Annotated in this window: 23 protein-coding genes and 1 pseudogene; 14 read left to right on the top strand and 10 right to left on the bottom strand. The window is 64.6% G+C overall.

Features of this window, described 5'->3' with window-relative positions; translation table 11 throughout:
• Positions 1 to 5 precede the first annotated feature (5 nt).
• The 4 genes from ACEN9F_RS25250 to ACEN9F_RS25235 are packed head-to-tail and all read right to left on the bottom strand — an operon-like array spanning position 6 to position 3821.
• Positions 6 to 836, bottom strand: coding sequence for an EI24 domain-containing protein (locus ACEN9F_RS25250; RefSeq protein ID WP_413424483.1), 831 nt, complete (start codon positions 834 to 836; stop codon positions 6 to 8).
• Positions 836 to 1831: a sterol desaturase family protein gene (locus ACEN9F_RS25245; RefSeq protein ID WP_413424482.1), complete on the bottom strand. Its 996-nt coding sequence runs from the start codon at positions 1829 to 1831 to the stop codon at positions 836 to 838. The genes ACEN9F_RS25250 and ACEN9F_RS25245 overlap by 1 nt, the downstream gene beginning before the upstream one ends.
• Complete coding sequence (locus tag ACEN9F_RS25240; RefSeq protein WP_413424480.1) at positions 1828 to 2853, bottom strand: polysaccharide deacetylase family protein; 1026 nt, start codon at positions 2851 to 2853, stop codon at positions 1828 to 1830. Before ACEN9F_RS25240 ends, ACEN9F_RS25245 begins: the two co-directional genes overlap by 4 nt.
• On the bottom strand, positions 2853 to 3821 hold the full coding sequence (locus ACEN9F_RS25235; protein ID WP_413424478.1) for a cytochrome D1 domain-containing protein: 969 nt from the start codon (positions 3819 to 3821) through the stop codon (positions 2853 to 2855). Before ACEN9F_RS25235 ends, ACEN9F_RS25240 begins: the two co-directional genes overlap by 1 nt.
• A gap of 139 nt (positions 3822 to 3960) precedes the next feature.
• On the opposite strand from ACEN9F_RS25235, the gene ACEN9F_RS25230 reads away from it, so the two are divergent.
• Positions 3961 to 4317: an FKBP-type peptidyl-prolyl cis-trans isomerase gene (locus tag ACEN9F_RS25230; RefSeq protein ID WP_413424476.1), complete on the top strand. Its 357-nt coding sequence runs from the start codon at positions 3961 to 3963 to the stop codon at positions 4315 to 4317.
• Positions 4318 to 4323: 6 nt separating this feature from the next.
• Here ACEN9F_RS25230 and ACEN9F_RS25225 read toward each other — a convergent pair whose 3' ends face one another.
• Positions 4324 to 5091 carry a hypothetical protein gene (locus ACEN9F_RS25225; RefSeq protein WP_413424474.1) on the bottom strand — a complete coding sequence of 256 codons (768 nt, stop codon included), beginning with the start codon at positions 5089 to 5091 and terminating at the stop codon, positions 4324 to 4326.
• 203 nt (positions 5092 to 5294) lie between these two features.
• Between ACEN9F_RS25225 and ACEN9F_RS25220 the strand changes: the two genes are divergently transcribed.
• Both ACEN9F_RS25220 and ACEN9F_RS25215 read left to right on the top strand, forming a co-directional pair.
• On the top strand, positions 5295 to 5582 hold the full coding sequence (locus ACEN9F_RS25220) for an HU family DNA-binding protein (protein WP_166105444.1): 288 nt from the start codon (positions 5295 to 5297) through the stop codon (positions 5580 to 5582).
• A gap of 166 nt (positions 5583 to 5748) precedes the next feature.
• On the top strand, positions 5749 to 6000 hold the full coding sequence (locus tag ACEN9F_RS25215) for an acyl-CoA-binding protein (protein WP_413424472.1): 252 nt from the start codon (positions 5749 to 5751) through the stop codon (positions 5998 to 6000).
• Positions 6001 to 6018: 18 nt separating this feature from the next.
• Here the strand turns inward: ACEN9F_RS25215 and ACEN9F_RS25210 are convergent, their stop codons facing one another.
• From ACEN9F_RS25210 to ACEN9F_RS25200, 3 genes are all read right to left on the bottom strand, one after another.
• Positions 6019 to 6798 (bottom strand): lectin-like domain-containing protein, encoded by a 780-nt coding sequence (locus ACEN9F_RS25210; RefSeq protein ID WP_413424470.1) that lies wholly within the window; start codon positions 6796 to 6798, stop codon positions 6019 to 6021.
• Between the two features lie 116 nt (positions 6799 to 6914).
• Complete coding sequence (locus ACEN9F_RS25205; RefSeq protein WP_413424469.1) at positions 6915 to 7193, bottom strand: polyhydroxyalkanoic acid system family protein; 279 nt, start codon at positions 7191 to 7193, stop codon at positions 6915 to 6917.
• Between the two features lie 49 nt (positions 7194 to 7242).
• The gene (locus ACEN9F_RS25200; RefSeq protein WP_413424467.1) at positions 7243 to 8433 is read right to left on the bottom strand and encodes a citrate transporter; all 1191 of its coding nucleotides are present in this window, start codon (positions 8431 to 8433) and stop codon (positions 7243 to 7245) included.
• A 216-nt stretch (positions 8434 to 8649) separates the two neighbouring features.
• Between ACEN9F_RS25200 and fdxA the strand changes: the two genes are divergently transcribed.
• From fdxA to ampC, 11 genes and pseudogenes are all read left to right on the top strand, one after another.
• Positions 8650 to 8973 carry a ferredoxin FdxA gene (gene fdxA / locus ACEN9F_RS25195; protein WP_413424466.1) on the top strand — a complete coding sequence of 108 codons (324 nt, stop codon included), beginning with the start codon at positions 8650 to 8652 and terminating at the stop codon, positions 8971 to 8973.
• A gap of 116 nt (positions 8974 to 9089) precedes the next feature.
• On the top strand, positions 9090 to 10157 hold the full coding sequence (locus ACEN9F_RS25190) for an NAD(P)/FAD-dependent oxidoreductase (protein WP_413424464.1): 1068 nt from the start codon (positions 9090 to 9092) through the stop codon (positions 10155 to 10157).
• Between the two features lie 240 nt (positions 10158 to 10397).
• A complete protein-coding gene (locus ACEN9F_RS25185) occupies positions 10398 to 11633 on the top strand; it encodes a polyhydroxyalkanoate depolymerase (protein WP_413424462.1) in 1236 nt (411 codons plus the stop codon).
• Positions 11634 to 11716: 83 nt separating this feature from the next.
• Complete coding sequence (locus tag ACEN9F_RS25180; RefSeq protein WP_413424461.1) at positions 11717 to 12145, top strand: MarR family winged helix-turn-helix transcriptional regulator; 429 nt, start codon at positions 11717 to 11719, stop codon at positions 12143 to 12145.
• The gene (locus ACEN9F_RS25175) at positions 12132 to 13901 is read left to right on the top strand and encodes a chloride channel protein (protein WP_413424459.1); all 1770 of its coding nucleotides are present in this window, start codon (positions 12132 to 12134) and stop codon (positions 13899 to 13901) included. The genes ACEN9F_RS25180 and ACEN9F_RS25175 overlap by 14 nt, the downstream gene beginning before the upstream one ends.
• A 34-nt stretch (positions 13902 to 13935) precedes the next feature.
• Positions 13936 to 14682, top strand: coding sequence for an electron transport complex subunit RsxB (rsxB, locus tag ACEN9F_RS25170; RefSeq protein ID WP_413424457.1), 747 nt, complete (start codon positions 13936 to 13938; stop codon positions 14680 to 14682).
• Entirely contained in the window at positions 14679 to 15326 is a 648-nt protein-coding gene (gene nth, locus ACEN9F_RS25165) for an endonuclease III (RefSeq protein ID WP_413424455.1), read from the top strand. The genes rsxB and nth overlap by 4 nt, the downstream gene beginning before the upstream one ends.
• Positions 15327 to 15415: 89 nt before the next feature.
• Complete coding sequence (locus ACEN9F_RS25160; RefSeq protein ID WP_413424453.1) at positions 15416 to 15799, top strand: BlaI/MecI/CopY family transcriptional regulator; 384 nt, start codon at positions 15416 to 15418, stop codon at positions 15797 to 15799.
• A pseudogene (locus ACEN9F_RS25155) lies at positions 15796 to 16701 on the top strand (M56 family metallopeptidase); the annotation flags it as partial. The gene ACEN9F_RS25160 and the pseudogene ACEN9F_RS25155, both read left to right, overlap by 4 nt.
• 111 nt (positions 16702 to 16812) lie before the next feature.
• A complete protein-coding gene (gene blaOXA / locus ACEN9F_RS25150; RefSeq protein ID WP_413427172.1) occupies positions 16813 to 17577 on the top strand; it encodes a class D beta-lactamase in 765 nt (254 codons plus the stop codon).
• A 58-nt stretch (positions 17578 to 17635) separates the two neighbouring features.
• The gene (gene ampC, locus ACEN9F_RS25145; protein ID WP_413424451.1) at positions 17636 to 18769 is read left to right on the top strand and encodes a class C beta-lactamase; all 1134 of its coding nucleotides are present in this window, start codon (positions 17636 to 17638) and stop codon (positions 18767 to 18769) included.
• 27 nt (positions 18770 to 18796) lie between these two features.
• Here ampC and proB read toward each other — a convergent pair whose 3' ends face one another.
• Together proB and obgE are read right to left on the bottom strand one after the other, a co-directional pair.
• Positions 18797 to 19915 carry a glutamate 5-kinase gene (gene proB, locus ACEN9F_RS25140; protein WP_413424449.1) on the bottom strand — a complete coding sequence of 373 codons (1119 nt, stop codon included), beginning with the start codon at positions 19913 to 19915 and terminating at the stop codon, positions 18797 to 18799.
• Positions 19916 to 20092: 177 nt separating this feature from the next.
• Positions 20093 to 21202 (bottom strand): GTPase ObgE, encoded by a 1110-nt coding sequence (gene obgE / locus ACEN9F_RS25135; protein WP_413424447.1) that lies wholly within the window; start codon positions 21200 to 21202, stop codon positions 20093 to 20095.
• Between the last annotated feature and the right edge of the window lie 11 nt (positions 21203 to 21213).

The raw sequence follows: 21213 nt of genomic DNA, 5'->3' as shown, positions 1-21213 counted from the left end.
TTCTGTCAGAGGATGATGTCGTCTTGTGGCAGCGGCACCGCCGCGTCGGCGCGCAGGCGCGCCAGCGCATCGAGGCAGTAATAAGCAAACCACAAACCGGTAAAGATAAAGATCAGCACATACAGCCAGATCGAGGCCGCCGCCAGGAAGGGGAAGAACACCACCGCCATCACGCCGCCCAGCCAGATCGCGCCCGGCAAGGCGCCTGCCGCGCCGGAAACCACGCCGATGATCAGCAAACGCCAGCGATGCCCGGCCAGGATCTGGCGCCGCTCGTCGGCGCTGGCGTAGTCGGCCAGCGCGTCGTAGACCATCACGCGGCAGGTCAGCCAGCCCCACAGCAGCGCCTGCACCAGCACCGCCAGCGGCGGGAAGAAGTACAGCGGCAAGGTCAGGATCCAGCAGCCGATGAACACCGCCATGCCGCCCAGCGCCACGCCGGCGCTGCCCAGCACGCTGCCGCCCTTGCGCTGCTCCAGTTGCGGATAGTGGCGCAGGCCGACATGGCGGCCGATCACCGGCATGGCCACCACGCCGATGAAGATCAGCGCGGTCAGTATCATCAGCGGCAGCAGCATCAGCATCGCGATCAGCGGCACCACCACGGTTTTCAGCGTGCCCAGGCCAAGCGAGGTCAGCAAGCTGCTGCTGTAGCTGAAGCCGTCATGCGCGGCGAACTGCGCATGCAGATAGTCGACCAGCGGCTGCAGGCCGAGATACAGCAGCACCGCCCAGACGCCCAGCGCCAGCAGGAAGGGCACTACGCTCATCAGCAACATCTTGCCATGCCATTGCGACAGGAAGGCGCGCCCCCAGGAACGCAGCACGCCGCCCATCAGACCACGTCCTTGCGCGCGTATTCGACCATGCGCTTGAGCGCCAGCCAGTGCTGCGACCAGAAGCCGCGCCCGTATTCGCGGCCGGGCACGACGACGCCGTGCTCGTCGGTCTGCGGCAACTGGTCGCGGATGCCGGTGGCGACAAACTCCGGCGTGAAGTTGGCGGTGCGGAAGATGATGTCCCACACCGGCAGCAGCACGGCGAAATTGCAGCCGCCCAGCGTGCCCTTGCCGTGCGACTCGTGGCCGGTGCCGATCGAATGGTGCATGCGGTGGTAGCGCGGCGACACCAGCAGCCACTCGCCGATGCGGCCGAAGTGGATGCGCACGTTGGCGTGCTGCAGGCTTTGCAGGATGCGCGAGACCGACACCAGCATCACGTACTGCGACGGCTCGACGCCGATGCCCAGCGCGATGACGCCCATGTAGACGTCGCGCAGCAGGTCGTCCAGCAGATGGTTGCGGTTGTCGCTCCACAGATTCATGTTCTGCTGGCTGTGGTGCAGGCCGTGCAGCGCCCACCACCAGTTGAACTGGTGCGAGGCGCGGTGATACCAGTAATCGAAGAAGTCCAGCACCACGAAATACACCAGGAAGCTGCCCAGCGGGCTGATGCCCGGCCACAGCGATTCCAGGTTGAACGGCTGGAAGCTTTCAAAGCGCAGCATGGCCGCCACGCTGTCCATCAGCGGATCGAGCGTGAAGAAGATCAGCACCGAGAACAGGCCGATGCGGTGCAGCACGGTGTAGATGAAGTCGTTCCAGCGCGCGCGCGGGTCGGTGAACTTGTGCACCGGGATCATCGCCTCCAGCGGACGCAGCACCAGGAACAGCAGCGTCAGTTCGAGGCCGCCGATCAGCAGCCACTCGGTGCCCTCGAAGGCTTCCTCGATGAACTCGCCGAAGCCGAGCTGGAACACCAACGGCTGTATCACCGTCTCGAACAACCAGCCTTGGGCCACGCCCAGCCAGTCAGAAAATAGTTGAATCATGGATGCTTGGATGTCGACTTGAAGGTGGAAAGGTAATCAGGATGCTCGCGCAGCGTGGCGAAGCAATAGCCTTTTTGCTCCAGGCCGCTGATCAGCGGCTCCAGGTTGGCCGGCGCCCACGCGTCCTTGCGCGACCAGATGCCCATGTGGGCCAGGAAGATGTCGCCATCCCGCAGGTCGCGCAGCGACTTTTGCAACAATACCGCATTCGGGTAAGCCGCGCTGGAGAGCTCATCGCCGGAGAAGCCGGCCGGCGCCCAGCCGACGTGGCTGTAGCCGCAGGACTCGGCCGCCGCCAGCGCGCGCGGCGAGGTGCGGCCGGCCGGCGCGCGCCAGATCGGATCGAGGTGCCGGCCGGTCAGTTCGACAAAGCGCCGGTCGACGCGCTGGATCTGGTCGCAATACTGCTTGGGCGTCAGGCTCTCGATCTTGCCGGCCCGCGGGCCGAAGCCGGGCTTGACCTTGAGGCTGCCGCCGGCGCCGTCGCCGGACAGCACGATGTGGTCGAAGGTGTGCGAGCCGATCGCATGGCCTTCGGCCACGCGCGCCTTCCAGTAGGCCGACCATGACGGATCCAGCGAATAATCGCCGCGCACGGTTTTCTCATTGGCCAGGAAGAAGGTGGCCTTGATCTGGTGGCGCTTCAGCGTGTCGGCGATCAGTTCGGCCTGGGACTGACTGCCGGTGTCGAAGGTCAGGTAGATGGTGCCCTTGCAGGCGGCCGGGCGCACCGGCGCGCTCAGCGCGGCCTTGAGCACGGCCGGCGGCGCGGCGCCGGCGGCGGAGGCCGCCGAGGCGCTGCGCACCGCGGCCGCCGAACCTGGCGCGGCGGCGGCGCCGGCGGCCTTGGCTTCGGCCGCGCGGCGGGCCGGCCCATTGAGGTTGCGCGCATCGCTGTTGGCGGCGCGCGCGGCGGCGTTCAGTTCGCGCGCGTCGGCGTTGACCGACCTGGCCGGGTCGGCCGCCTGGGCAGCCGGCGAGACCGCCAGCGCCAACAAGGTCAGGGCGGCGGCGGCATGCATCAGCGCTGGGCGGAGTTAAAGAAGAACACGCCGTGCGGCGAGCGGCCCACCGGTATCATCTTGACGATCTTGCGGGTCGGCAGGTCGATCACGGCGACCTTTTTGATCCAGCGCTGCGTGACCCACATGGTCTTGCCGTCGGCGGTGATTTCCATGCAGTCCGGGCCGCCCGGCACGTTGATCATGCCGACGTTTTCCAATGTCTTCTGATCAATGATGTTAATCGAATTGGAAACACGGTTGGAGACGTAGGTGTAGCGGCCGTCGCCGGCCGAACGGAAGTTGTGCGCGCCCTGGCCGGTCTTGATGCGCTTGATGCTCTTCTGGGTCTTCCAGTCGATCACCTCGACGTAGTCCTTGCCCATGATGCCGACCAGCAGGTACTTGTCGTCGGGCGTCATGGCGATGCCGGCCGGCAGCTTACCGACCGACATGGTCCACTTCACCGTCTGCGTGTTCAGGTCGATGCCGCTGACCTGGTCGCTGCCCTGCTGGGTGATGAACACCATGTTGCTGGCGGCGTTGAAGGCCATGTGGCTGGGCAGCTTGGCCAGCGGAATGCGCTTGGCCAGCGTCATGTTGGCGCCGTCGTACTTGTACAGGTCGACGCGGTCCAGCCGCAGCGAGTTCGACACGAACCACTTCTGGTCCGGCGAGAAGCCGATCTGGTACGGGTCGAGGATGTCCTTGACGGTGCGCTGCACCTGGCCGGACTTCGGATCGAGGAAGATCAGCTCATTGCCGACCGAACTGGCGACGATGAGGGATTTGTTATCCGGCGTCGACATCAGGTGGTGCGGCTCCTTGCCGACCGGGAAGGTGGACAGGTCCTTGTAGGTGGCCTGATCCAGCAACTGGACGGTGGCGTCACGCGAGTTGAGCACAACCACAACGTTGGCCTGCACGCTGCCGATGGCAGACATGGCGCAGACGCAGGAAATGACGATACGGCGGAAACTGCAGGGCATGAAAAAATCGCTTGAAAGAGCAAAACGTTTATTTTACGTGCAAACCGGGCGGCAACAAGACAAATGGCCACAATTATTCATGGCCAGGGACGCCCTGCTACAATTCGGGGCTGTGTTTAACGAATAACGAGGGAATAACATGACCACCATTACCACCGAATCCGGCCTGCAGTACATCGAACTGACCGTGGGCGAAGGCGACGAAGCCAAGGCCGGCCAGAACGTCACCGTCCATTACACCGGCTGGCTGCGCAACGACGACGGCACCAAGGGCCCGAAATTCGATTCGAGCAAGGACCGCAACGACCCATTCGAGTTCGCGCTGGGCGCCGGCATGGTCATCCGCGGCTGGGACGAAGGCGTGCAAGGGATGAAGATCGGCGGCACCCGCCAGCTGATCATCCCGGCCGACCTGGGCTACGGCTCGCGCGGCGCCGGCGGCGTGATCCCGCCCAACGCCACGCTGATCTTCGACGTCGAGCTGCTGGGCGTTTAATTTTCTTTAGCGCTGCCAGTTCCTGCGCAGCGCCTCCAGCTCCGCTCGCGTGTCGAGCATGCCGCCGACGATGCGCTGGTCTATCGCTTCCAGCACCGCCGTCGGCATCTCCGTGCCGGCCATCCGGTACGCGCCCATGGCCGGCTGCGGCCGCGCATTCTGCACCAGCGCCGGTATCCGCCACTCCTCGCTGGCGCGGCAGGCGATCCCCACCAGATCCTGGCTCCCGCCCACCAGCGTAAAGCTGCGGCAGTAGCCGCCCTCGTTCGACAGGAAGCTCAGGCCGACGCGCACATTGCCCTCGGACGGCGCCGCGCCGCCCATCTGCTGGCTCAAGGCGGCATCCAGCTTGCCCTGCGCGACCAGCGTGCCGTTGCGGCTGGCGACCTCGGTCGGCGCCGGCGCCGGTTCGCCGAACCAGTCCGGCTGCCAGCGCGCCAGGCCGAATTTACCGGCCGCCAGGCCGAGCACCATCACCAGCGCCAGCGCGCTCCACTCCAGCCAGCCCCAGGGCCGCTTGACGGCCTTGCGCGCGGCCTGCTGCGTTGCAAGACGCTGCGCCCGCACCGCCGCCAGTTGCACCACGTTGGCCTGCCGCGTCCGCGCGCCGGACGGTTCCTGGTCGGCAAACACCTCGTCGCGCGCGGCCCGCAGGCGCGCCACGCGGCGGGCGATGCTGCTGTCGCGGCGCATGGCGGCTTCGATCGCGAGCCGCGTCGCGTCGTCCAACTCGCCGTCGGCATATGCCATCAGTGTCTCGTCTGAGAAGCTCATAGTCCCGTCCTTGTGCGTTCCATCATAAACCTTTTTGGGGTGGCATGCGGGTTCGCCAAAACCGCGCATCGCCTGTAAACACGGGGCTTTTGATGCACTGCAGCGTGGCGCGGCAGCTACTGTAAGGGCTACTTCGTACAGAAACCATTACATTTGACAATATTTATGCTAATCTGCGCGCTCTAATAACCAAGGAGGTAGTAATGAAAAAAGGCGAATTGATTGCAGAATTTGCGAAACGCACTGAAGTGTCCGCTGCTGCCGCCAACGGTGCAGTGAATACTCTGATCGCCATCATCACCGAGCGTCTGAAAAAAGGCGACACGGTAGGCATCACCGGCTTCGGCACCTTCTCCGTAGCTAAACGCGCCGCTCGTAAAGGCCGCAATCCTGCAACCGGCGAAGCGATCAAGATCGCGGCGTCGAAAACCCCGAAATTCTCGGCTGGCGCTACCCTGAAGGCAGCGGTCAACCCGACGAAGAAGAAGTAATCGCAGGTTAGCTGTGCCCGCGAGGGCACCGGACACGGCGGTTCATGACGGGTCGATGACCCGGCATGAACCGCCGTTCTGTTTTTGAGGATGTCCTCTAGCGGCTTTTGCGGCGGCTGCGGTTATGATGGCGCGTACCCACCCATCACACTCCAGGAGATGCAGCATGAGTTTGCAAGAACAATTTGACCAGGCCCAGGCCGACTCGAAGAACCTGTCCGAGCGTCCGGACAACATGACCCTGCTGAAGATCTACGCGCTGTTCAAGCAGGCGTCGGCGGGCGACGCGACGGGCGACCGTCCGGGCATGACCGACTTCGTCGGCCGCGCCAAGTACGATGCCTGGGATGCGCTGAAAGGCAAGACCCAGGACGAAGCGAAACAGCTGTACATCGATCTGATCGAAGAGCTGAAATAAAAAAAAGCGCCCCGCTTTTTACTTGGCCTTGCGGCGGCGGGCCACGAAGCCCAGCAGGCCGAGGCCGCCCAGCATCATCGCGTACGTATCCGCTTCCGGCACCGCCGAGGTGATCGAGAAGCTGGTGATGCGCTGGTCGGCGTCGGTGCCGCCGGTGCCGCCGGTGAAGCCGACGTACATCGTGTTGCCGAACTTGGTGCTGAGGTTGACATTGGCGCTGTCGCTGACGGTGTAGACGTTGCCGGTGCTGCCGTCGACGAACTGGCCGACCATGGTCAGCTCATGCGTGGTGGCGTTGTAGCTGACGGTCTGCGAGCCGCTCACGTTGTTCGACGCGCCCAGGCTCCAGCCGGCCGGGGTCAGGCCCTGCACCACGCCGTTGGTGCTCAGGCCGTAGTCGTTGTTGGTCCAGCTGCGGATCACCGAGCCGACCGCGCTCGATCCCGAACCGCCGATATTCCAGTAGCCGACATCGCCACCGCCGACGCCGGTGACGTTGTTGCCGACGTTCTGGAACGCCAGCGCGATGCCGTCCGCCATCTTGCCGCTGTCGTTACCCTTCAGCGAGAAGCTGAACGAGGTGCTGAACGACGCGGTGGTCGAGATCCCCTGCGCGACCCAGCCGGCGCCGGCCACGCCGGACGCGTTCGAGGTGGCGCTGGTGTGGGTCAGCTGCAGCTCGCCGCCGACGATCTGCGCGCTGCCGGCCAGGTTCAGCGTCGACAGGTCGATGGTCGCGGCGGACGCCGGAGCGGAGATGGCGGCGGCTACGGCGGCGATGGCGAGCAGATTACGCATGGCGGGGTCCTGAAGATTTGTGAAGTTAAATTAGATAAAAAGCATCGGTCCCGGCAATTATACGCAACCGATACTATTTTGCAATTTAATTTTTCATTAAACAACATTAAGTTCTTTTATGCAACAAACACCTTGCGCATTTTCTCGCTCACCTTGGCCTCGATCTGCGACGAGAAGGCGCTGAACAGGAAGCCCAGCGCGATTTGCAGCTGCGCCTGGTTCGGACGCAGGGTCAGCGAACCGTTGACGCCGCTGCGCTCGAAGCGCAGCACGTCGCCGTCCCAGCGGCAGGCCAGTTCGAATTGTTCGGCCAGCTTATCGGCCACTTGTTGTGCGGCCACGCGGGCCTGCTCCGGCGCCAGGTGATGCTCCTGAACGATGTTGATGTCCGCCATGCGGCTTCCTCTACGGTGTAAACAAAGGCGCCATGATGCCAGTTGCGGCTCAGGCGCGCCAGCCCAGCAAGGCCAGCATGACGAAAAAGCCCACCACATAGGCCAGCGCCACGTGCCAGCCGTGGCGCAGCCATTGCGTCACCGAGCGCGACTCCGGATACATACCCGACAGCGCCACCCCGGCCGACGAGCCGAACCAGATCATCGAGCCGCCGAAGCCCACCGCATACGCCAGGTAGCCCCAGTCGAAGCCCCCCTGGCGCAGGGCCAGCGCGGTCAGCGGGATGTTGTCGAACACGGCCGACACAAAGCCCAGGCCCAGCGTCATCGCCCATGAGGCCGGCGGCAGCGCCTCGACCGGCATCAGCGAGGCCGACCACACCAGCGCCAGCAGGAACAGCGCGCCGCGCGCCGCGCCCGGCAACTCGGCCCAGTCGGGGCGGCGCAGCAGGCCGCTCAGCAGCAGGGCCAGCCAGACCGCCGCGCCCAGGAAGGGAAAGACCGCCGCCAGATCCGGACGGTGCAGGTTCAGCAACAGATTGGCGCCGATCGCCGCCAGCAGCACGAAGGCGACGATGCCCAGCCGCGGCCAGTCGATGCGCACGCCCGGCGGCGCGTCCTTGACGATGGGCGAATATGCCTGCTGCTGGCGCGCGGCCGGAATGGCGCAGACGAACAGCGCCACCACCGCCGCCACATAGGCGTGCAGCACCTGGCCCGGCGCGATGCCGTGCAGCCACATCATGGTGGTGGTGGTGTCGCCGACCACGCTGCCGGCGCCGCCGGCATTGGAGGCGGCGACGATGGCGGCCAGGTAGCCGAGGTGCACGCGGCCGCGGAACACGCTGCGCGCCACGGCGCCGCCGATGATGGCGGCGGCGATGTTGTCGAGGAAGCTGGAAATGACGAACACCAGCACCAGCAGCGCCAGCGGCCCCTTCCAGTCGTTGGGCAGGTAGTGCGGCAGGATGGCCGGCACTTCGCTCTTGTCGAAATGCCTGGCCAGCAGCGCAAAACCCAGCAGCAGCGCCAGCAGGTTGGCCAGCCCCACCCATTCATGGGCGGCGTGCGCGGCCAGGCCGCCCAGGCCGGGGCCCTCGCCGAACGACGAAAACAACAATTTATAGACGGTAATCACCAGCGCGCCCACCAGCGCCGTCAGCATGGTGTTGAGATGGCTGAAGGCCACCATGCCGAGCACGGCGGCGAACAGGAAAAACTCGGTAGGGATCGCGCTCATGCCGTCTCCAGTTGATCTTTGGACATGGATTCTAGCGTATCGCCCCCCTGCCGCAGGGCCTGTCGCCCTTCGCCAACGAATTTGCTTATATGTATTGTATATAAGCGCAATTTGTGAGAAATAGCGAATTACCTTAAAATACAGTGCTTTGCTGAGGTTAGCCGGGCCATCCCACCGCCGCCGACGCTGCAGCACACCAACATTGATAGGACTGTTATGACCCACGTTGTCACCGAATCTTGCATCAGCTGCCGTTACACGGACTGCGTCGATGTTTGCCCGGTAGATTGTTTCCGCCAAGGCCCGAACTTCCTCGCCATCGATCCGGACGAGTGCATCGACTGCGCCGTCTGCGTGGCTGAATGCCCGGTCAACGCGATCTACGCCGAGGAAGATGTGCCGGGCGACCAGCAGCAATTCATCAAGATCAATGTCGATCTCGCCCGCAACTGGCCTTCGATCACCAAGACGGTCGCTCCGCTGCCGGAAGCCGACCAGTTCAAGGACGTCAAAGAAAAACTGCACCTGCTGGTACGCTAAGACGCTCCGTCTGGCCAGGCCGCATCGGGCAGCGCCTACCGCGAGCGCCAGGTTTTGATTGGCCGCCGCGCAGCCTTGTGTTGCCTAACCATTATTGAAATAACAGGAATCCATGTATGAATAGCACTGTCACTCATCCAGGCGTCATCGAAGCCGATGCCGTCATCATCGGCGCCGGCCCGGTCGGCCTGTTCCAGGTCTTCGAACTCGGCCTGCTGGAAATCAAAGCCCACGTGATCGATTCGCTGGGCGCCGTGGGCGGACAGTGCGTTGAACTGTATCCGGACAAGCCGATCTACGACATCCCCGCCGTGCCCTCGTGCACCGGCCAGGAACTGACCGACAACCTGCTCAAGCAGATCGAGCCGTTCGAGCCGACCTTCCACCTGGGCCAGGAAGTGACCAAGGTCGCGCGCCGCGACGACGGCCGTTTCGACGTCGAGACCACCGCCGGCACCCAGTTCATCACCAAGACCATCTTCATCGCGGCCGGCGTCGGTTCGTTCCAGGCGCGCACGATCAAGGTCGACGGCATCGAAGTGTTCGAAGGTTCGCAGCTGCACTACAAGGTCAAGGATCCCTCGCAGTTCGAAGGCAAGAACCTGGTCATCTGCGGCGGCGGCGACTCCGCGCTGGACTGGGCGCTGAACTTCGTCGGCAAGGCCGAATCGGTCGTTTTGCTGCACCGCCGCGAAGACTTCCGCGCCGCGCCGGCCTCGGTCGCCAAGATGAAAGCGCTGTGCGACGACTACGAAATGCAGCTGATCATCGGCCAGGCCACCGGCTACGAAGCCGGCGAAGACGGCAAGCTGTCGCAGCTGAAGGTCACCGGCGCCGACGGCGTCACCCGCCGCGTGCCGCTGGACATGCTGCTGGTGTTCTTCGGCCTGTCGCCGAAGCTGGGCCCGATCGCCGAATGGGGCCTGGACATCGAGCGCCGCCAGCTGAAGGTGCAAAACACCGAGAAGTTCGAGACCAACGTCCCGGGCATCTTCGCCGTCGGCGACATCAACACCTATCCGGGCAAGAAAAAGCTGATCCTGTCGGGCTTCCATGAAGCCGCGCTGGCCGCCTTCGGCGCCGCGCCGTACATCTTCCCGGACAAGAAGATCCACATGCAGTACACCACCACTTCGCCCAAGCTGCACAAGGTGCTGGGCGTGGAAACCCCGGTCTTCGACTAAGAGCGCGATTACAACGGCAAGTGCCTGTCCTACACAAAAGCAGCGGAAACGCTGCTTTTTTTATGTTTTCGGCAGTATTATGATGGCGTCAATGGAGAACTGCGGGCGCATTGTGGATACTACGTACGCTTGCCCGGCGGTACTTTGAAATGCTTTACGACACGAACCATTGTTTTATAATTTGGCTTATGATGTAAGGTATTGGTGCATCGCACCAAGCACTCGACCCGGGACTACACTATGCTCTACCAACTGCACGAAATGCAACGCTCGCTCCTGACGCCCCTGATGCAATGGGCGGACGCGTCGTCCAAGCTGTTCACCAACCCGGTATCGCCGCTGGCCCATACGCCGTTCTCGCAACGGATCGCCGCCGGTTACGAGCTGATGTACCGCTTGGGCAAGGACTATGAAAAGCCGGCGTTTGAAATCGACGACACGCTGGTCAACGGCGAGACGGTCGGCATCATCGAGCAGGTGGTGGTCAACAAGCCCTTCTGCCGCCTGATCCACTTCAAGAAGGATCTGGACGACAAGAAAATCAAGGCGCTGAAACAGCCGACCGTGCTGCTGGTCGCACCGTTGTCCGGCCACCACTCGACGCTGCTGCGCGACACCGTGCGCGGGCTGCTGGTCGATCACGACGTCTACGTCACCGACTGGACCGATGCGCGCATGGTGCCGCTGTCGGAAGGCGCGTTCCACCTGGACGACTATATTTTCTACGTGCAGGACTTCATCCGCCTGCTCGGCCCCGAGTTGCACGTGATCTCCGTCTGCCAGCCGACCGTGCCGGTGCTGGCGGCGATCGCGCTGATGGCCTCCGAAAAAGACCCGAAGCTGCCGAAGACCATGACCATGATGGGCGGCCCGATCGATCCGCGCCGCTCGCCGACGCAGGTCAACAACCTGGCCACCGAAAAGAAATTCTCGTGGTTCGAGAACACCGTGATTTATGCGGTGCCGCCCAACTATCCGGGCTTTGGCCGCAAGGTCTATCCGGGCTTCCTGCAGCACGCCGGCTTCATCGCCATGAACCCGGGCCGCCACGCGCAAAGCCACCGCGAGTTCTACATGCACCTGGTCGAAGGCGATGACGAGCCGGCCGACAGCCACCGCAAGTTCTACGACGAATACAACGCCGTGCTGGACATGCCGGCCGAATACTACCTGGACACGATCAAGACCGTGTTCCAGGACTTCGCGCTGCCGAAGGGCGAATGGGTGGTCGGCGGCAAGCTGGTGCGTCCGCAGGACATCACCACGGTCGCGCTGTTCACCGTCGAAGGCGAGCTGGACGACATCTCCGGCGCCGGCCAGACCCAGGCCGCGCACGACCTGTGCAGCGGCATCCCGGCCGACATGCAGCAAGACTTCGTCGCCCCCGGCGCCGGCCACTACGGCATCTTCTCCGGCCGCCGCTGGCGCGAAATGGTGTGCCCGAAAATCACCGACTTCATCAAGAAACACGGCTGATATACGGCGGGGTCAGGTCCGAATGCCGGACCTGACCCCGTTTTTTTTGCGGCAAAATATATCATGTCATGATATATTTCCGCATGAGCTCGAAAACACCTCCTCCGTTAAACAAGTCGGACTTCAGCGCGCTGTCCGAATTCCGCTACCAGATGCGGCGCTTCGAGCGCTTTTCCGAAGATGTCGTGCAGGCGCAAGGCATCACGCCGCTGCAATACCTGCTGCTGCTGCACATCAAGGGCTATCCGGGCCGCGACTGGGCCACCGTCGGCGAGCTGGCCGAGCGGCTGCAGGCCAAGCCGCACGGCGTGGTGGCGCTGGTCACGCGCTGCGAAGCCGGCGGCCTGGTCGAGCGCCGCGTCAGCGGCACCGACCGCCGCCGCGTGGAAATCCATCTGCTGAAGGACGGCGAAGCCATGCTGCGCAAACTGGCCCAGCTGCACCGCACCGAACTGCTGTCGCTCGACGGCGTCTTCACCATCCCCAAACTGAGCTCCCATGACAACCAATAATTACGACGCCCGCCGCGACTTCGACGGCAACGCCAGGCTGGTCCTGATCGCCAGCATCGCCGCCGTGGTCGGCGCACTGAGCACCGTGACCGCCGACCTGCTGCTGCACGCGATCCGCTTCTTCACCAACCTGTTCTTCTTCCAGAAATTCTCCACCGCCTTCACCTCGCCCGCCACCCATGCGCTGGGCGCCTGGGTGATCGTGGTGCCGGTGATCGGCGGCCTGGTCATCGGCCTGATCGCCCGCTACGGCAGCGAGGCGATCCGCGGCCACGGCATCCCCGAAGCCATCGAGGCCATCCTGTTCAAGAAGAGCACCATGTCGCCGAAGGTGGCGCTGCTCAAGCCGCTGGCCTCGGGCATCGCCATCGGCAGCGGCGGCCCGTTCGGCGCCGAGGGACCGATCATCATGACCGGCGGCGCGGTCGGCTCGCTGATCGCCCAGCACTTCCACCTCAGCGCCGGCGAGCGCAAGGCGCTGCTGGTGGCGGGCGCCGTGGCCGGCATGACGGCGGTGTTCGGCACGCCGATCGCCGCGCTGCTGCTGGCGGTCGAATTGCTGCTGTTCGAACTGCGCCCGCGCAGCCTGGCACCGGTGGCCGTGGCCTGCGCGGTGGCCGGCTTCCTGCGCCCGCTGCTGATCGAGAGCGGGCCGCTGTTCCCGCTGCATACCGCGGTGATGCCGCCGTCGGCGCTGGTGTCCTGCCTGATCGGCGGCCTGCTGTGCGGCGCCCTGGCCTGGCTGCTGTCGACCGCGCTGTACCGCGTCGAAGACGGCTTCCACAAGCTGCCCATCCACTGGATGTGGTGGCCGGCCATCGGCGGCCTGGCGGTCGGCATCGGCGGCTATCTGCAGCCGCGCGCGCTGGGCGTGGGCTACGACGTCATCGCCGACCTGCTCAACAACCACCTGGCCGCCAGCGCCATCGCCAGCCTGCTGGTCGTCAAGGCCGTGATCTGGCTGCTGGCCCTGGGTTCCGGCACCTCCGGCGGCGTGCTGGCGCCGCTGCTGATGCTGGGCGCGGGCCTGGGCGCCCTGCTCGGCCCCTACCTGCCTGGCGGCGAGCCCGCCGTGTGGCCGCTGGTGTTCATGGCCGCCACGCTGGGCGGCATGATGCGCGCGCCGGTCATGGCGGTGGTGTTCGCCTTCGAGCTGACGCACGACGTCAACGCCATGCTGCCGGTGCTGGCCACGTCGACGGTGGCCTACGCCTTCACCGTCATCACCATGCACCGCTCCATCCTGACCGAAAAGATCGCCCGCCGCGGCCATCACATCTACCGCGAATACGGCATCGATCCGATGGAGCGCCACAGCGTGGCCGAGGTGATGACCGCCACCACCACCAGCATCGATGCGCAGGCCTTGATCGCCGACGTGCTGGCCAGCCATTTCGGCGCCGCGCAGCGCCACCGCGCCTTCCCTGTGGTGCGCGACGGCGCGCTGGTCGGCATGCTGGACCGCGCCGGCATCGAAGACAGCGCGCGCGCCGCCGGTGCGCTGCGGATCGGCGACCTGTTCGGCGTCAACCTGCCGATCTTCGCGCTGGCCGACGAAACCTGCCGCGCGCTGGCCACGCGGCTGGCGGTGCATGAGCTGGAACGCCTGCCGGTGGTGAGCGACGCGCAATCGCGCCGCCTGATCGGCATCGTCAGCCGCAGCGACTTGATCAAGCCGGCGTTCAGCCTGCACGCGGAAGAGCTGGAGCGGCAAACCGTGCGCCGCGTATGGCCGGCGAAACCGCGCGCCGAATAAGGTTTTTCGGTCCGGCCGGCGCAGATATCGGATAATGGCGCTTTATTCCGCCGCCGCCTCCGCCGTGCCGACCACCAAATCACTCGCCGACCGCATCGAAGACGTACTGCCGCAGACGCAATGCACCAAGTGCGGCTATGACGGCTGCCGTCCGTACGCGGAAGCGATCGCCGCCGGCGCGGCCGGCATCAACCAGTGCCCGCCGGGCGGCGCCGAAGGCATCGCCCGCCTGTCGTCGGTCACCGGCCACAAGGTCATCCCGCTCAATCCCGTCAACGGCCTGGAACGGCCGCGCGCGGTCGCCTACATCGACGAATCGCTGTGCATCGGCTGCACGCTGTGCATCCAGGCCTGCCCGGTCGACGCCATCATCGGCGCCGCAAAGCTGATGCACACCATCGTGCCGGACCTGTGCACCGGCTGCGACCTGTGCGTCCATCCATGCCCGGTCGATTGCATCGTCATGCACCCGGTCACCGAGACCACCGGCTGGGACGCCTGGCGCCAGGCCGACGCCGACGCCGCGCGCGCGCGGCACGACTTCCGCACCTTCCGCCTCAAGCGCGAGCAGGATGAAAACGACGCCCGCCTCGCCGCCAAGGCCGAAGCCAAGATGGCCGCCGTGCAGGCGCTCGATCCCGCCGACGCCGCCGGTGAAGCGGAAAAGGAACGCAAGCGCGCCATCATCGCCGCCGCGATGGAGCGGGCCCGTTTGAAAAAGGAGGAAGCTGCGCAAGCGGCTTCCGAAACCAAGCCAGACGATGGAAATCCGCCTGAATGAATCCAGCCAAACGCTACGAAATGTTTGTGCGCTTCCGCGCCGCCAATCCCAAGCCAGAAACCGAACTTGAATACACCACGCCGTTTGAGCTGCTGATCGCCGTGCTGCTGTCGGCGCAGGCCACCGACGTCGGCGTCAACAAGGCCACGCGCAAGCTGTATCCGGTGGCGAACACGCCGCAGGCCATACTGGACCTGGGCGAAGAGGAACTGAAGACCTACATCCAGACCATCGGCCTGTACAAGACCAAGGCCAAGAACGTCATCTCGACCTGCCGCATGCTGGTCGAGCTGCACGGCGGCGAAGTGCCGCGCGACCGCGAGTCGCTGGAAGCCCTGCCGGGCGTGGGCCGCAAGACCGCCAACGTGGTGATGAACACCGCCTTCGGCGAACCGACGATGGCGGTGGACACGCACATCTTCCGCGTCTCCAACCGCACCGGCCTGGCGCCGGGCAAGAACGTCGAGATCGTCGAGCAGAAGCTGCTCAAGTTCGTGCCGAAGGAATTCCTGCACGACGCCCACCACTGGCTGATCCTGCACGGCCGCTACACCTGCAAGGCGCGCAAGCCCGAATGCTGGAACTGCATGCAGCTCGACCTGTGCGACTACCGCAGCAAAACGCCCGCGCCCGACGGTATCTAAGCCCTCCGATGTAACGCTCCAGACGCCCGCTTGACCATTATGCGACACATGTCGCATAATGGTGGCATAAGTCACATATGGAGCGTCGCATGGCAATTCCCTCAATCTCCGAACTCACCGTGCTGAAAGCGCTGTGGCGCCAGCAACCGCTCAGCGCCCGCGAAATCCATCGGCAAGTCGAAGCGGAGCTGGGCTGGTCGTACTCTTCCACCCGCAAGACGCTGGAACGCATGCTGGACAAAGGCTCGGTGCGGCAATCCACGGTGCATGGTGTACAGGTGTATGAAGCCGCGCTGGAGAAAGTCAGCACCCTGGCCGCGTTCGCGCACGACTTCGGCAAGCGCGTGATGGAAATGGATGCGCCTTTGCCGGTCAATATGTTCACCGGCAGCAAGCTCGTCGACGGCGACGAACTGGCGCAGCTGGAGCAGTTGCTGCACGACTGGCCGGACGACCACGCCGACGAAAAATGAGTCCGGCCGACCTGTTTATTTTCCGGTTTCTGCTGGCCAGTTGCGGCTGCATGGCGGCCGGACTGGGCGTGTGGTCGGTGACCACGCTGTGCCGTCGCTGGCTGCCTGGCGTCGCCTTGCAGCGTTCCGTCTGGCTGCTGGGCCAGGTCACGATCGTCGCGGTCTTCCTGCTGATCCTGCTGCCGCACAGCGAACGGCTGCGCCTCGTACCGCCGATCGACCTCGCCGAAGTGACGGCAACGCGCGCCGCCGCTCCCACGAGCACCGCCGCACCGGAGAGCACGCCCCTCCCCGCCAACGCCGCCAACGCCGACGCGGCGGTCCGAACCTGGCTGCTTGACGGCGCCCGCGCCTGGCTGCTGGTTTACCTGCTCGGCCTCGCCGCTTCGATCGTCAGGCAGTTGCAGGCGCGGCGGACGCTGAACGGTCTGGCCGCCGCCGGAGGCCGCCTGCCGGAACTGGATCGCCACCACGGCTTCACCGGCACACCGGCGCCAACGCCGGAAGTCATCGAAGTGGATGCGCCGATATCGCCCATGCTGTTCGGCCTCTTCAAGCCTCGCTTGCTGTTGCCGCTGCACCTGCGCGGCTTTGAAGCGACCCAGCAGCAAATGATCGTCGCGCATGAACTGACGCATCTGCGGCGGCGCGACCTGTACTGGATCAGCGCCGGCGTCCTCCTGCAAACACTGCTCTGGTTTAATCCCTTCATGCGGCTGCTGCGCATCCGGCTGTCGTGGGCGCAGGAACTGGGCTGCGACCGCGATGTGCTGCGCGGCCGTCCGGCGGCGCAACGCAAGGCATACGCGGCGGCGCTGGTGGCACAGCTGAAATTACCGCCGTCGCCGGCGGCAAGCGCGCTGGCATTCGGCGGCGCCAACGCCAACACGCTGGCCGGCAGGATCGCGCTGATCCGCGATCCCGCTGCGGCACGCCAAGGCCGCTGGACCCGCGTTGCCGTGATCGGGGGATTGGCGTGCATTCTGGCCGCCAGCCTCGCCTTCCAGCCGGCGCTGACGGCGACGCCGCCCGCCACACTGGCGGCCATCGGCTGCACCGAACTGGCCGACGCCGCCAGCGGCACGCGCCTGCTTCGCGAAGGCCAGTGCGACACGCGCATCACGCCGGCATCGACCTTCAATATCGTGGTCAGCCTGATGGGCTACGACAGCGGCATCCTGGCCGACGAACACACGCCGGCGCTGCCGTTCCAGAAGGGCTACACCGACTGGAACGCGGAATGGCGCGCCACCACCGATCCGGCGAGCTGGCTCAAATATTCGGTCGTCTGGTTCGCCCAGCAGATCACGTCCCGGCTTGGCGCGGCGCGTTTCCAGGGCTACGTCGACAGCTTCAACTACGGCAACCGGGATGTGAGCGGCGACGCCGGCAAGGACAACGGTCTTGCGCTGTCATGGATCAGTTCCTCGCTGAAGATATCGCCGGCCGAACAGGTGGACTTCCTGCGCAAGATGGTGAACCGGCAGCTGCCGGTGTCGGAAAAAGCCTACGACATGACCTTCCGCATCATGCCGTCCGAGACGCTGAAAAACGGCTGGGTAGTCCACGGAAAAACCGGCACCGCCGCGCCGGTCCTGGCGAACGGCAGCGACGACCCCGAGCACCAGTACGGCTGGTACGTAGGCTGGGCAAGCAAGGGACAGCGCACGATTGTTTTCGCCCGCATGATGCTGGACCGCAGGCAGGAAGGCTTTGCCGGCGGCCGGGTCAAGGAAGCCTTCCTGCGCGACCTGGCAACACGGCTGGACGCACTCTAGAAACCACAGTAGAAAAGGATAAATCGTTTTGATCATTTCACCAAAACCCCGCACCTGCATGGCTATCGCCATCCTGTCTTCCTGCTTCTTGCCAGCCGCCGGCCTGGCCGCCGACGACAGCGCCAGGATCCGCGCCATCGTCGACCAGGCGATCCGCCCTGTCATGGCCGAAAACGACGTGCCGGGCATGGCGGTCGCCGTGACGGTCAACGGCCAACCGTTCGTCTTCAACTATGGCGTCGCCTCGCGCGAAAACAACACGCCCGTCAGCGACGCCACGCTGTTCGAGCTGGGTTCCATCAGCAAGACCTTTGCCGCCACGCTGGCCTCGTATGCCCAGGTGCTCGGCAAGCTGTCGCTGGATGACCATCCCGGCAAATACATGCCGCAGTTGAAGGGCAGCGCGATCGACAAGGCCACCGTGCTCAATCTCGGCACTTACACCGCGGGCGGACTGCCGCTGCAATTCCCCGACGAAGTCTCGGACGAGCAGATGGCCAGCTATTTCCAGCACTGGAAACCGAAGGCCGCGCCCGGCGTACAACGGACATATTCCAATCCCAGCCTCGGGCTGTTCGGACACCTGACCAGCCTTGCGCTGAAGACTGGTTTTGACGAAGCGACGGAAACGAATATCCTCTCGCCGCTTGGCATGAAGAACACCTACGTCCACGTGCCGCAAAGCGCCATGGTCAATTATGCGTGGGGATACGACAAAGCGAACAAACCGGGCCGGATGAATCCCGGCGTTCTCGCCGACGGAACCTACGGCATCCGCTCGACGGCGGCCGACATGATCCGCTATGTGCAGGCCAACATCGATCCGGGCAAGCTGGAAGCGCCGCTGCGGCGCGCGGTGGAAGGCACCCATGTCGGCTACTTCAAGGTGGGCGGCATGGTGCAGGGACTCGGCTGGGAGCAGTACCCTTACCCGGTCGCCCTGGAACAGCTACAGGCCGGCAACTCCACAACCATGGCATGGGAAGCCAATCCTGCGCGGAAGCTCACGCCGCCGCGCGTGCCGTCGGGCGCGGCCTTGTTCAACAAGACCGGCTCCACCAGCCGCTTCGGCGCCTATGTGGCGTTCGTGCCGGAGAAGAAAATCGGCATCGTCATCCTGGCCAACAAGAACCTCCCGGGCCCGGACCGCATCAAGGCGGCCCATGCGATCCTGGAGCAACTCGCTCCGTAGTAAAAGCGATGCCGGAACTGACCCCGCCTAGACGAGAACCAGGTTGTCGCGATGTACCAGCTCGCGGCCTTCGACGAAGCCGAGGATCGCTTCGATCTCGCTTGAAGGCTTGCGCATGATGCGGCGCGTTTCGGCGCTGGTGTAGTTCGACAGGCCGCGCGCCACCGGCACGCCGTCCTGGCTTACGCAGGTGATCACCGCGCCGCGTCCGAACTCACCCTTCACATCCACCACGCCGATCGGCAGCAGCGACTTGCCCTCGCCGGTCAGCTTCTGCACCGCGCCCGCATCCAGCACCACCTGTCCCGCCGTGTGCAGATGATCGGCCATCCACTGCTTGCGCGCCGTCAGGTGGCCCGTTTGCGCCACCAGCTCGGTACCGATCGCCTCGCCGTTCGCCAGGCGCGCCAGCACGTCGCTGTCACGTCCCCAGGCGATGATGGTATGCGCGCCCGACTTGGCCGCGCGCTTGGCCGCCAGGATCTTGGTCAGCATGCCGCCGCGGCCGATGTTGGTGCCCGCGCCGCCGGCCATCGCCTCCAGCGCGGGATCGCCCGCGCGGCCCTGCTGGATCAGCACCGCCGCCGGATCCTTGCGCGGATCGGCGCTGTACAGGCCATGCTGGTCGGTCAGGATGATCAGCGCGTCGGCTTCGATCAGGTTGGCCACCAGCGCACCCAAAGTGTCGTTGTCCCCGAACTTGATCTCGTCGGTGACCACCGTGTCGTTCTCGTTGATGATCGGGACCACACCCAGGCGCAGCAAGGTGGTCAGCGTCGAGCGCGCGTTCAGATAGCGTTCACGGTCCGCCAGGTCGGCGTGCGTCAGCAGCACCTGCGCGGTGCCCAGCTGGTGGGCGCGGAAGCTGGTCTCGTAGATCTGCGCGAGGCCCATCTGGCCGACCGCCGCGCAAGCCTGCAGTTCATGGATATCGGTGGGACGCTGCTCGAAGCCCAGGCGCAGCATGCCCTCGGCGATGGCGCCGGACGACACCAGTACCACCTGCTTGCCCAAGGCCCGCAGGCCGGCGATCTGCGCGGCCCAGCGCGCGATGGCGGCGTGATCGAGGCCGCGGCCGTCGTTGGTGACCAGCGAGGAGCCGACCTTGATGATGATGCGATTGGCTTTTTGTATGACGGAATTCATGGGTGCGGGCTTTTAATAAGCGTTCTCAAAACAAGCGGATGAAGTTCGATGCTGTGATTTTGGCGGGCGGATCGCCCTGCTTGCCGCTAACAGTCGCCGGCCCTGCGATGGCAGGACGGGCGCCGAGATGGAAAGGCATAATCAGCTGATAACTGATTATGCCGGTGATGCAGAGGATTAGTCGAGGATTTTGAAGCGTGGATCGTCCGGATCGATGGAGGAGATGCCGCGCGCCTCTTCCGTCATCTGGGTTTCTTCCGCGCGCTGCTCGCTGTGGCGCTTCTCTTCCAGGTGTTTCTGGATGGCGTTGACCAGCTCCTGCGTGCCGTCGTGGCTCAGCGCGGAGATCTCGAACACCGGGCCCTTGAAGCCGAACTTCTTGACGAAGTCCTTGACGCGCTTGACGCGCTCCGCTTCCGGCACCATGTCCAATTTGTTCAGCACCAGCCAGCGCGGCTTGTCGACCAGCGACTCGTCGTACTTTTTCAGTTCGTTGACCAGGGCCTTGGCTTCCTTGACCGGATCGACGTTGGTTTCAAACGGCGCCAGGTCGACGATGTGCAGCAGCAGGCCCGTGCGCTGCAGGTGACGCAGGAACTGGTGGCCCAGGCCCGCGCCTTCGGAAGCGCCTTCGATCAAGCCAGGAATGTCGGCGATCACAAAGCTCTTCTCGTGCGACACGCGGACCACGCCCAGGTTGGGGTGCAGCGTCGTGAACGGGTAGTCGGCGATCTTCGGACGCGCGTTCGATACGGCGGAAATAAAGGTCGACTTGCCGGCGTTCGGCATGCCCAGCAGGCCGACATCGGCCAGCACCTTCAGTTCCAGGCGCAGTTCGCGGCGTTCGCCTTCCTTACCTTCGGTCTTTTGACGCGGGGCACGGTTGGTCGAGGTCTTGAAGTGGATATTGCCCCAGCCGCCCTCGCCGCCCTTGGCCAGCAGTTCCATCTGGCCGTGTTCGGTCAGGTCGGCCATGATTTCGCCCGACGCTTCGTCGATGATCAGCGTGCCGACCGGCATGCGCAGGTGGATGTCGTCCGCGCCCTTGCCGTAGCAATCGGCGCCGCGGCCGGACTCGCCGTCTTTACCGCGGTGCATCTTGGAGAAGCGGAAATCGACCAAGGTGTTGATGTTACGGTCCGCTACGGCCCAGATCGAGCCACCCTTGCCGCCGTCGCCGCCGTCAGGGCCGCCGAACGGGCGGAATTTTTCACGGCAAAACGAGGCGCAACCATTGCCGCCGTCACCACCGATAACTTCAATTTTTGCTTCGTCGATAAACTTCATGATGTACCGCC

It is taken from the genome of Duganella sp. CT11-25, assembly GCF_047302815.1.
GTDB lineage: Bacteria > Pseudomonadota > Gammaproteobacteria > Burkholderiales > Burkholderiaceae_D > Rugamonas.
Note: the sequence above shows the minus strand (reverse complement) of the source record. Positions and strands in the feature narration are given on the sequence as shown.

What these genes read in the sequence shown, in the direction of transcription:
- ACEN9F_RS25250 (WP_413424483.1), bottom strand. Translation starts at nt 836, where the DNA reads ATGGGCGGCGTGCTGCGTTCCTGGGGGCGCGCCTTCCTGTCGCAATGG.
- ACEN9F_RS25245 (WP_413424482.1), bottom strand. Translation starts at nt 1,831, where the DNA reads ATGATTCAACTATTTTCTGACTGGCTGGGCGTGGCCCAAGGCTGGTTG.
- ACEN9F_RS25240 (WP_413424480.1), bottom strand. Translation starts at nt 2,853, where the DNA reads ATGCATGCCGCCGCCGCCCTGACCTTGTTGGCGCTGGCGGTCTCGCCG.
- ACEN9F_RS25235 (WP_413424478.1), bottom strand. Translation starts at nt 3,821, where the DNA reads ATGCCCTGCAGTTTCCGCCGTATCGTCATTTCCTGCGTCTGCGCCATG.
- ACEN9F_RS25230 (WP_413424476.1), top strand. Translation starts at nt 3,961, where the DNA reads ATGACCACCATTACCACCGAATCCGGCCTGCAGTACATCGAACTGACC.
- ACEN9F_RS25225 (WP_413424474.1), bottom strand. Translation starts at nt 5,091, where the DNA reads ATGAGCTTCTCAGACGAGACACTGATGGCATATGCCGACGGCGAGTTG.
- ACEN9F_RS25220 (WP_166105444.1), top strand. Translation starts at nt 5,295, where the DNA reads ATGAAAAAAGGCGAATTGATTGCAGAATTTGCGAAACGCACTGAAGTG.
- ACEN9F_RS25215 (WP_413424472.1), top strand. Translation starts at nt 5,749, where the DNA reads ATGAGTTTGCAAGAACAATTTGACCAGGCCCAGGCCGACTCGAAGAAC.
- ACEN9F_RS25210 (WP_413424470.1), bottom strand. Translation starts at nt 6,798, where the DNA reads ATGCGTAATCTGCTCGCCATCGCCGCCGTAGCCGCCGCCATCTCCGCT.
- ACEN9F_RS25205 (WP_413424469.1), bottom strand. Translation starts at nt 7,193, where the DNA reads ATGGCGGACATCAACATCGTTCAGGAGCATCACCTGGCGCCGGAGCAG.
- ACEN9F_RS25200 (WP_413424467.1), bottom strand. Translation starts at nt 8,433, where the DNA reads ATGAGCGCGATCCCTACCGAGTTTTTCCTGTTCGCCGCCGTGCTCGGC.
- fdxA (WP_413424466.1), top strand. Translation starts at nt 8,650, where the DNA reads ATGACCCACGTTGTCACCGAATCTTGCATCAGCTGCCGTTACACGGAC.
- ACEN9F_RS25190 (WP_413424464.1), top strand. Translation starts at nt 9,090, where the DNA reads ATGAATAGCACTGTCACTCATCCAGGCGTCATCGAAGCCGATGCCGTC.
- ACEN9F_RS25185 (WP_413424462.1), top strand. Translation starts at nt 10,398, where the DNA reads ATGCTCTACCAACTGCACGAAATGCAACGCTCGCTCCTGACGCCCCTG.
- ACEN9F_RS25180 (WP_413424461.1), top strand. Translation starts at nt 11,717, where the DNA reads ATGAGCTCGAAAACACCTCCTCCGTTAAACAAGTCGGACTTCAGCGCG.
- ACEN9F_RS25175 (WP_413424459.1), top strand. Translation starts at nt 12,132, where the DNA reads ATGACAACCAATAATTACGACGCCCGCCGCGACTTCGACGGCAACGCC.
- rsxB (WP_413424457.1), top strand. Translation starts at nt 13,936, where the DNA reads ATGGCGCTTTATTCCGCCGCCGCCTCCGCCGTGCCGACCACCAAATCA.
- nth (WP_413424455.1), top strand. Translation starts at nt 14,679, where the DNA reads ATGAATCCAGCCAAACGCTACGAAATGTTTGTGCGCTTCCGCGCCGCC.
- ACEN9F_RS25160 (WP_413424453.1), top strand. Translation starts at nt 15,416, where the DNA reads ATGGCAATTCCCTCAATCTCCGAACTCACCGTGCTGAAAGCGCTGTGG.
- ampC (WP_413424451.1), top strand. Translation starts at nt 17,636, where the DNA reads ATGGCTATCGCCATCCTGTCTTCCTGCTTCTTGCCAGCCGCCGGCCTG.
- proB (WP_413424449.1), bottom strand. Translation starts at nt 19,915, where the DNA reads ATGAATTCCGTCATACAAAAAGCCAATCGCATCATCATCAAGGTCGGC.
- obgE (WP_413424447.1), bottom strand. Translation starts at nt 21,202, where the DNA reads ATGAAGTTTATCGACGAAGCAAAAATTGAAGTTATCGGTGGTGACGGC.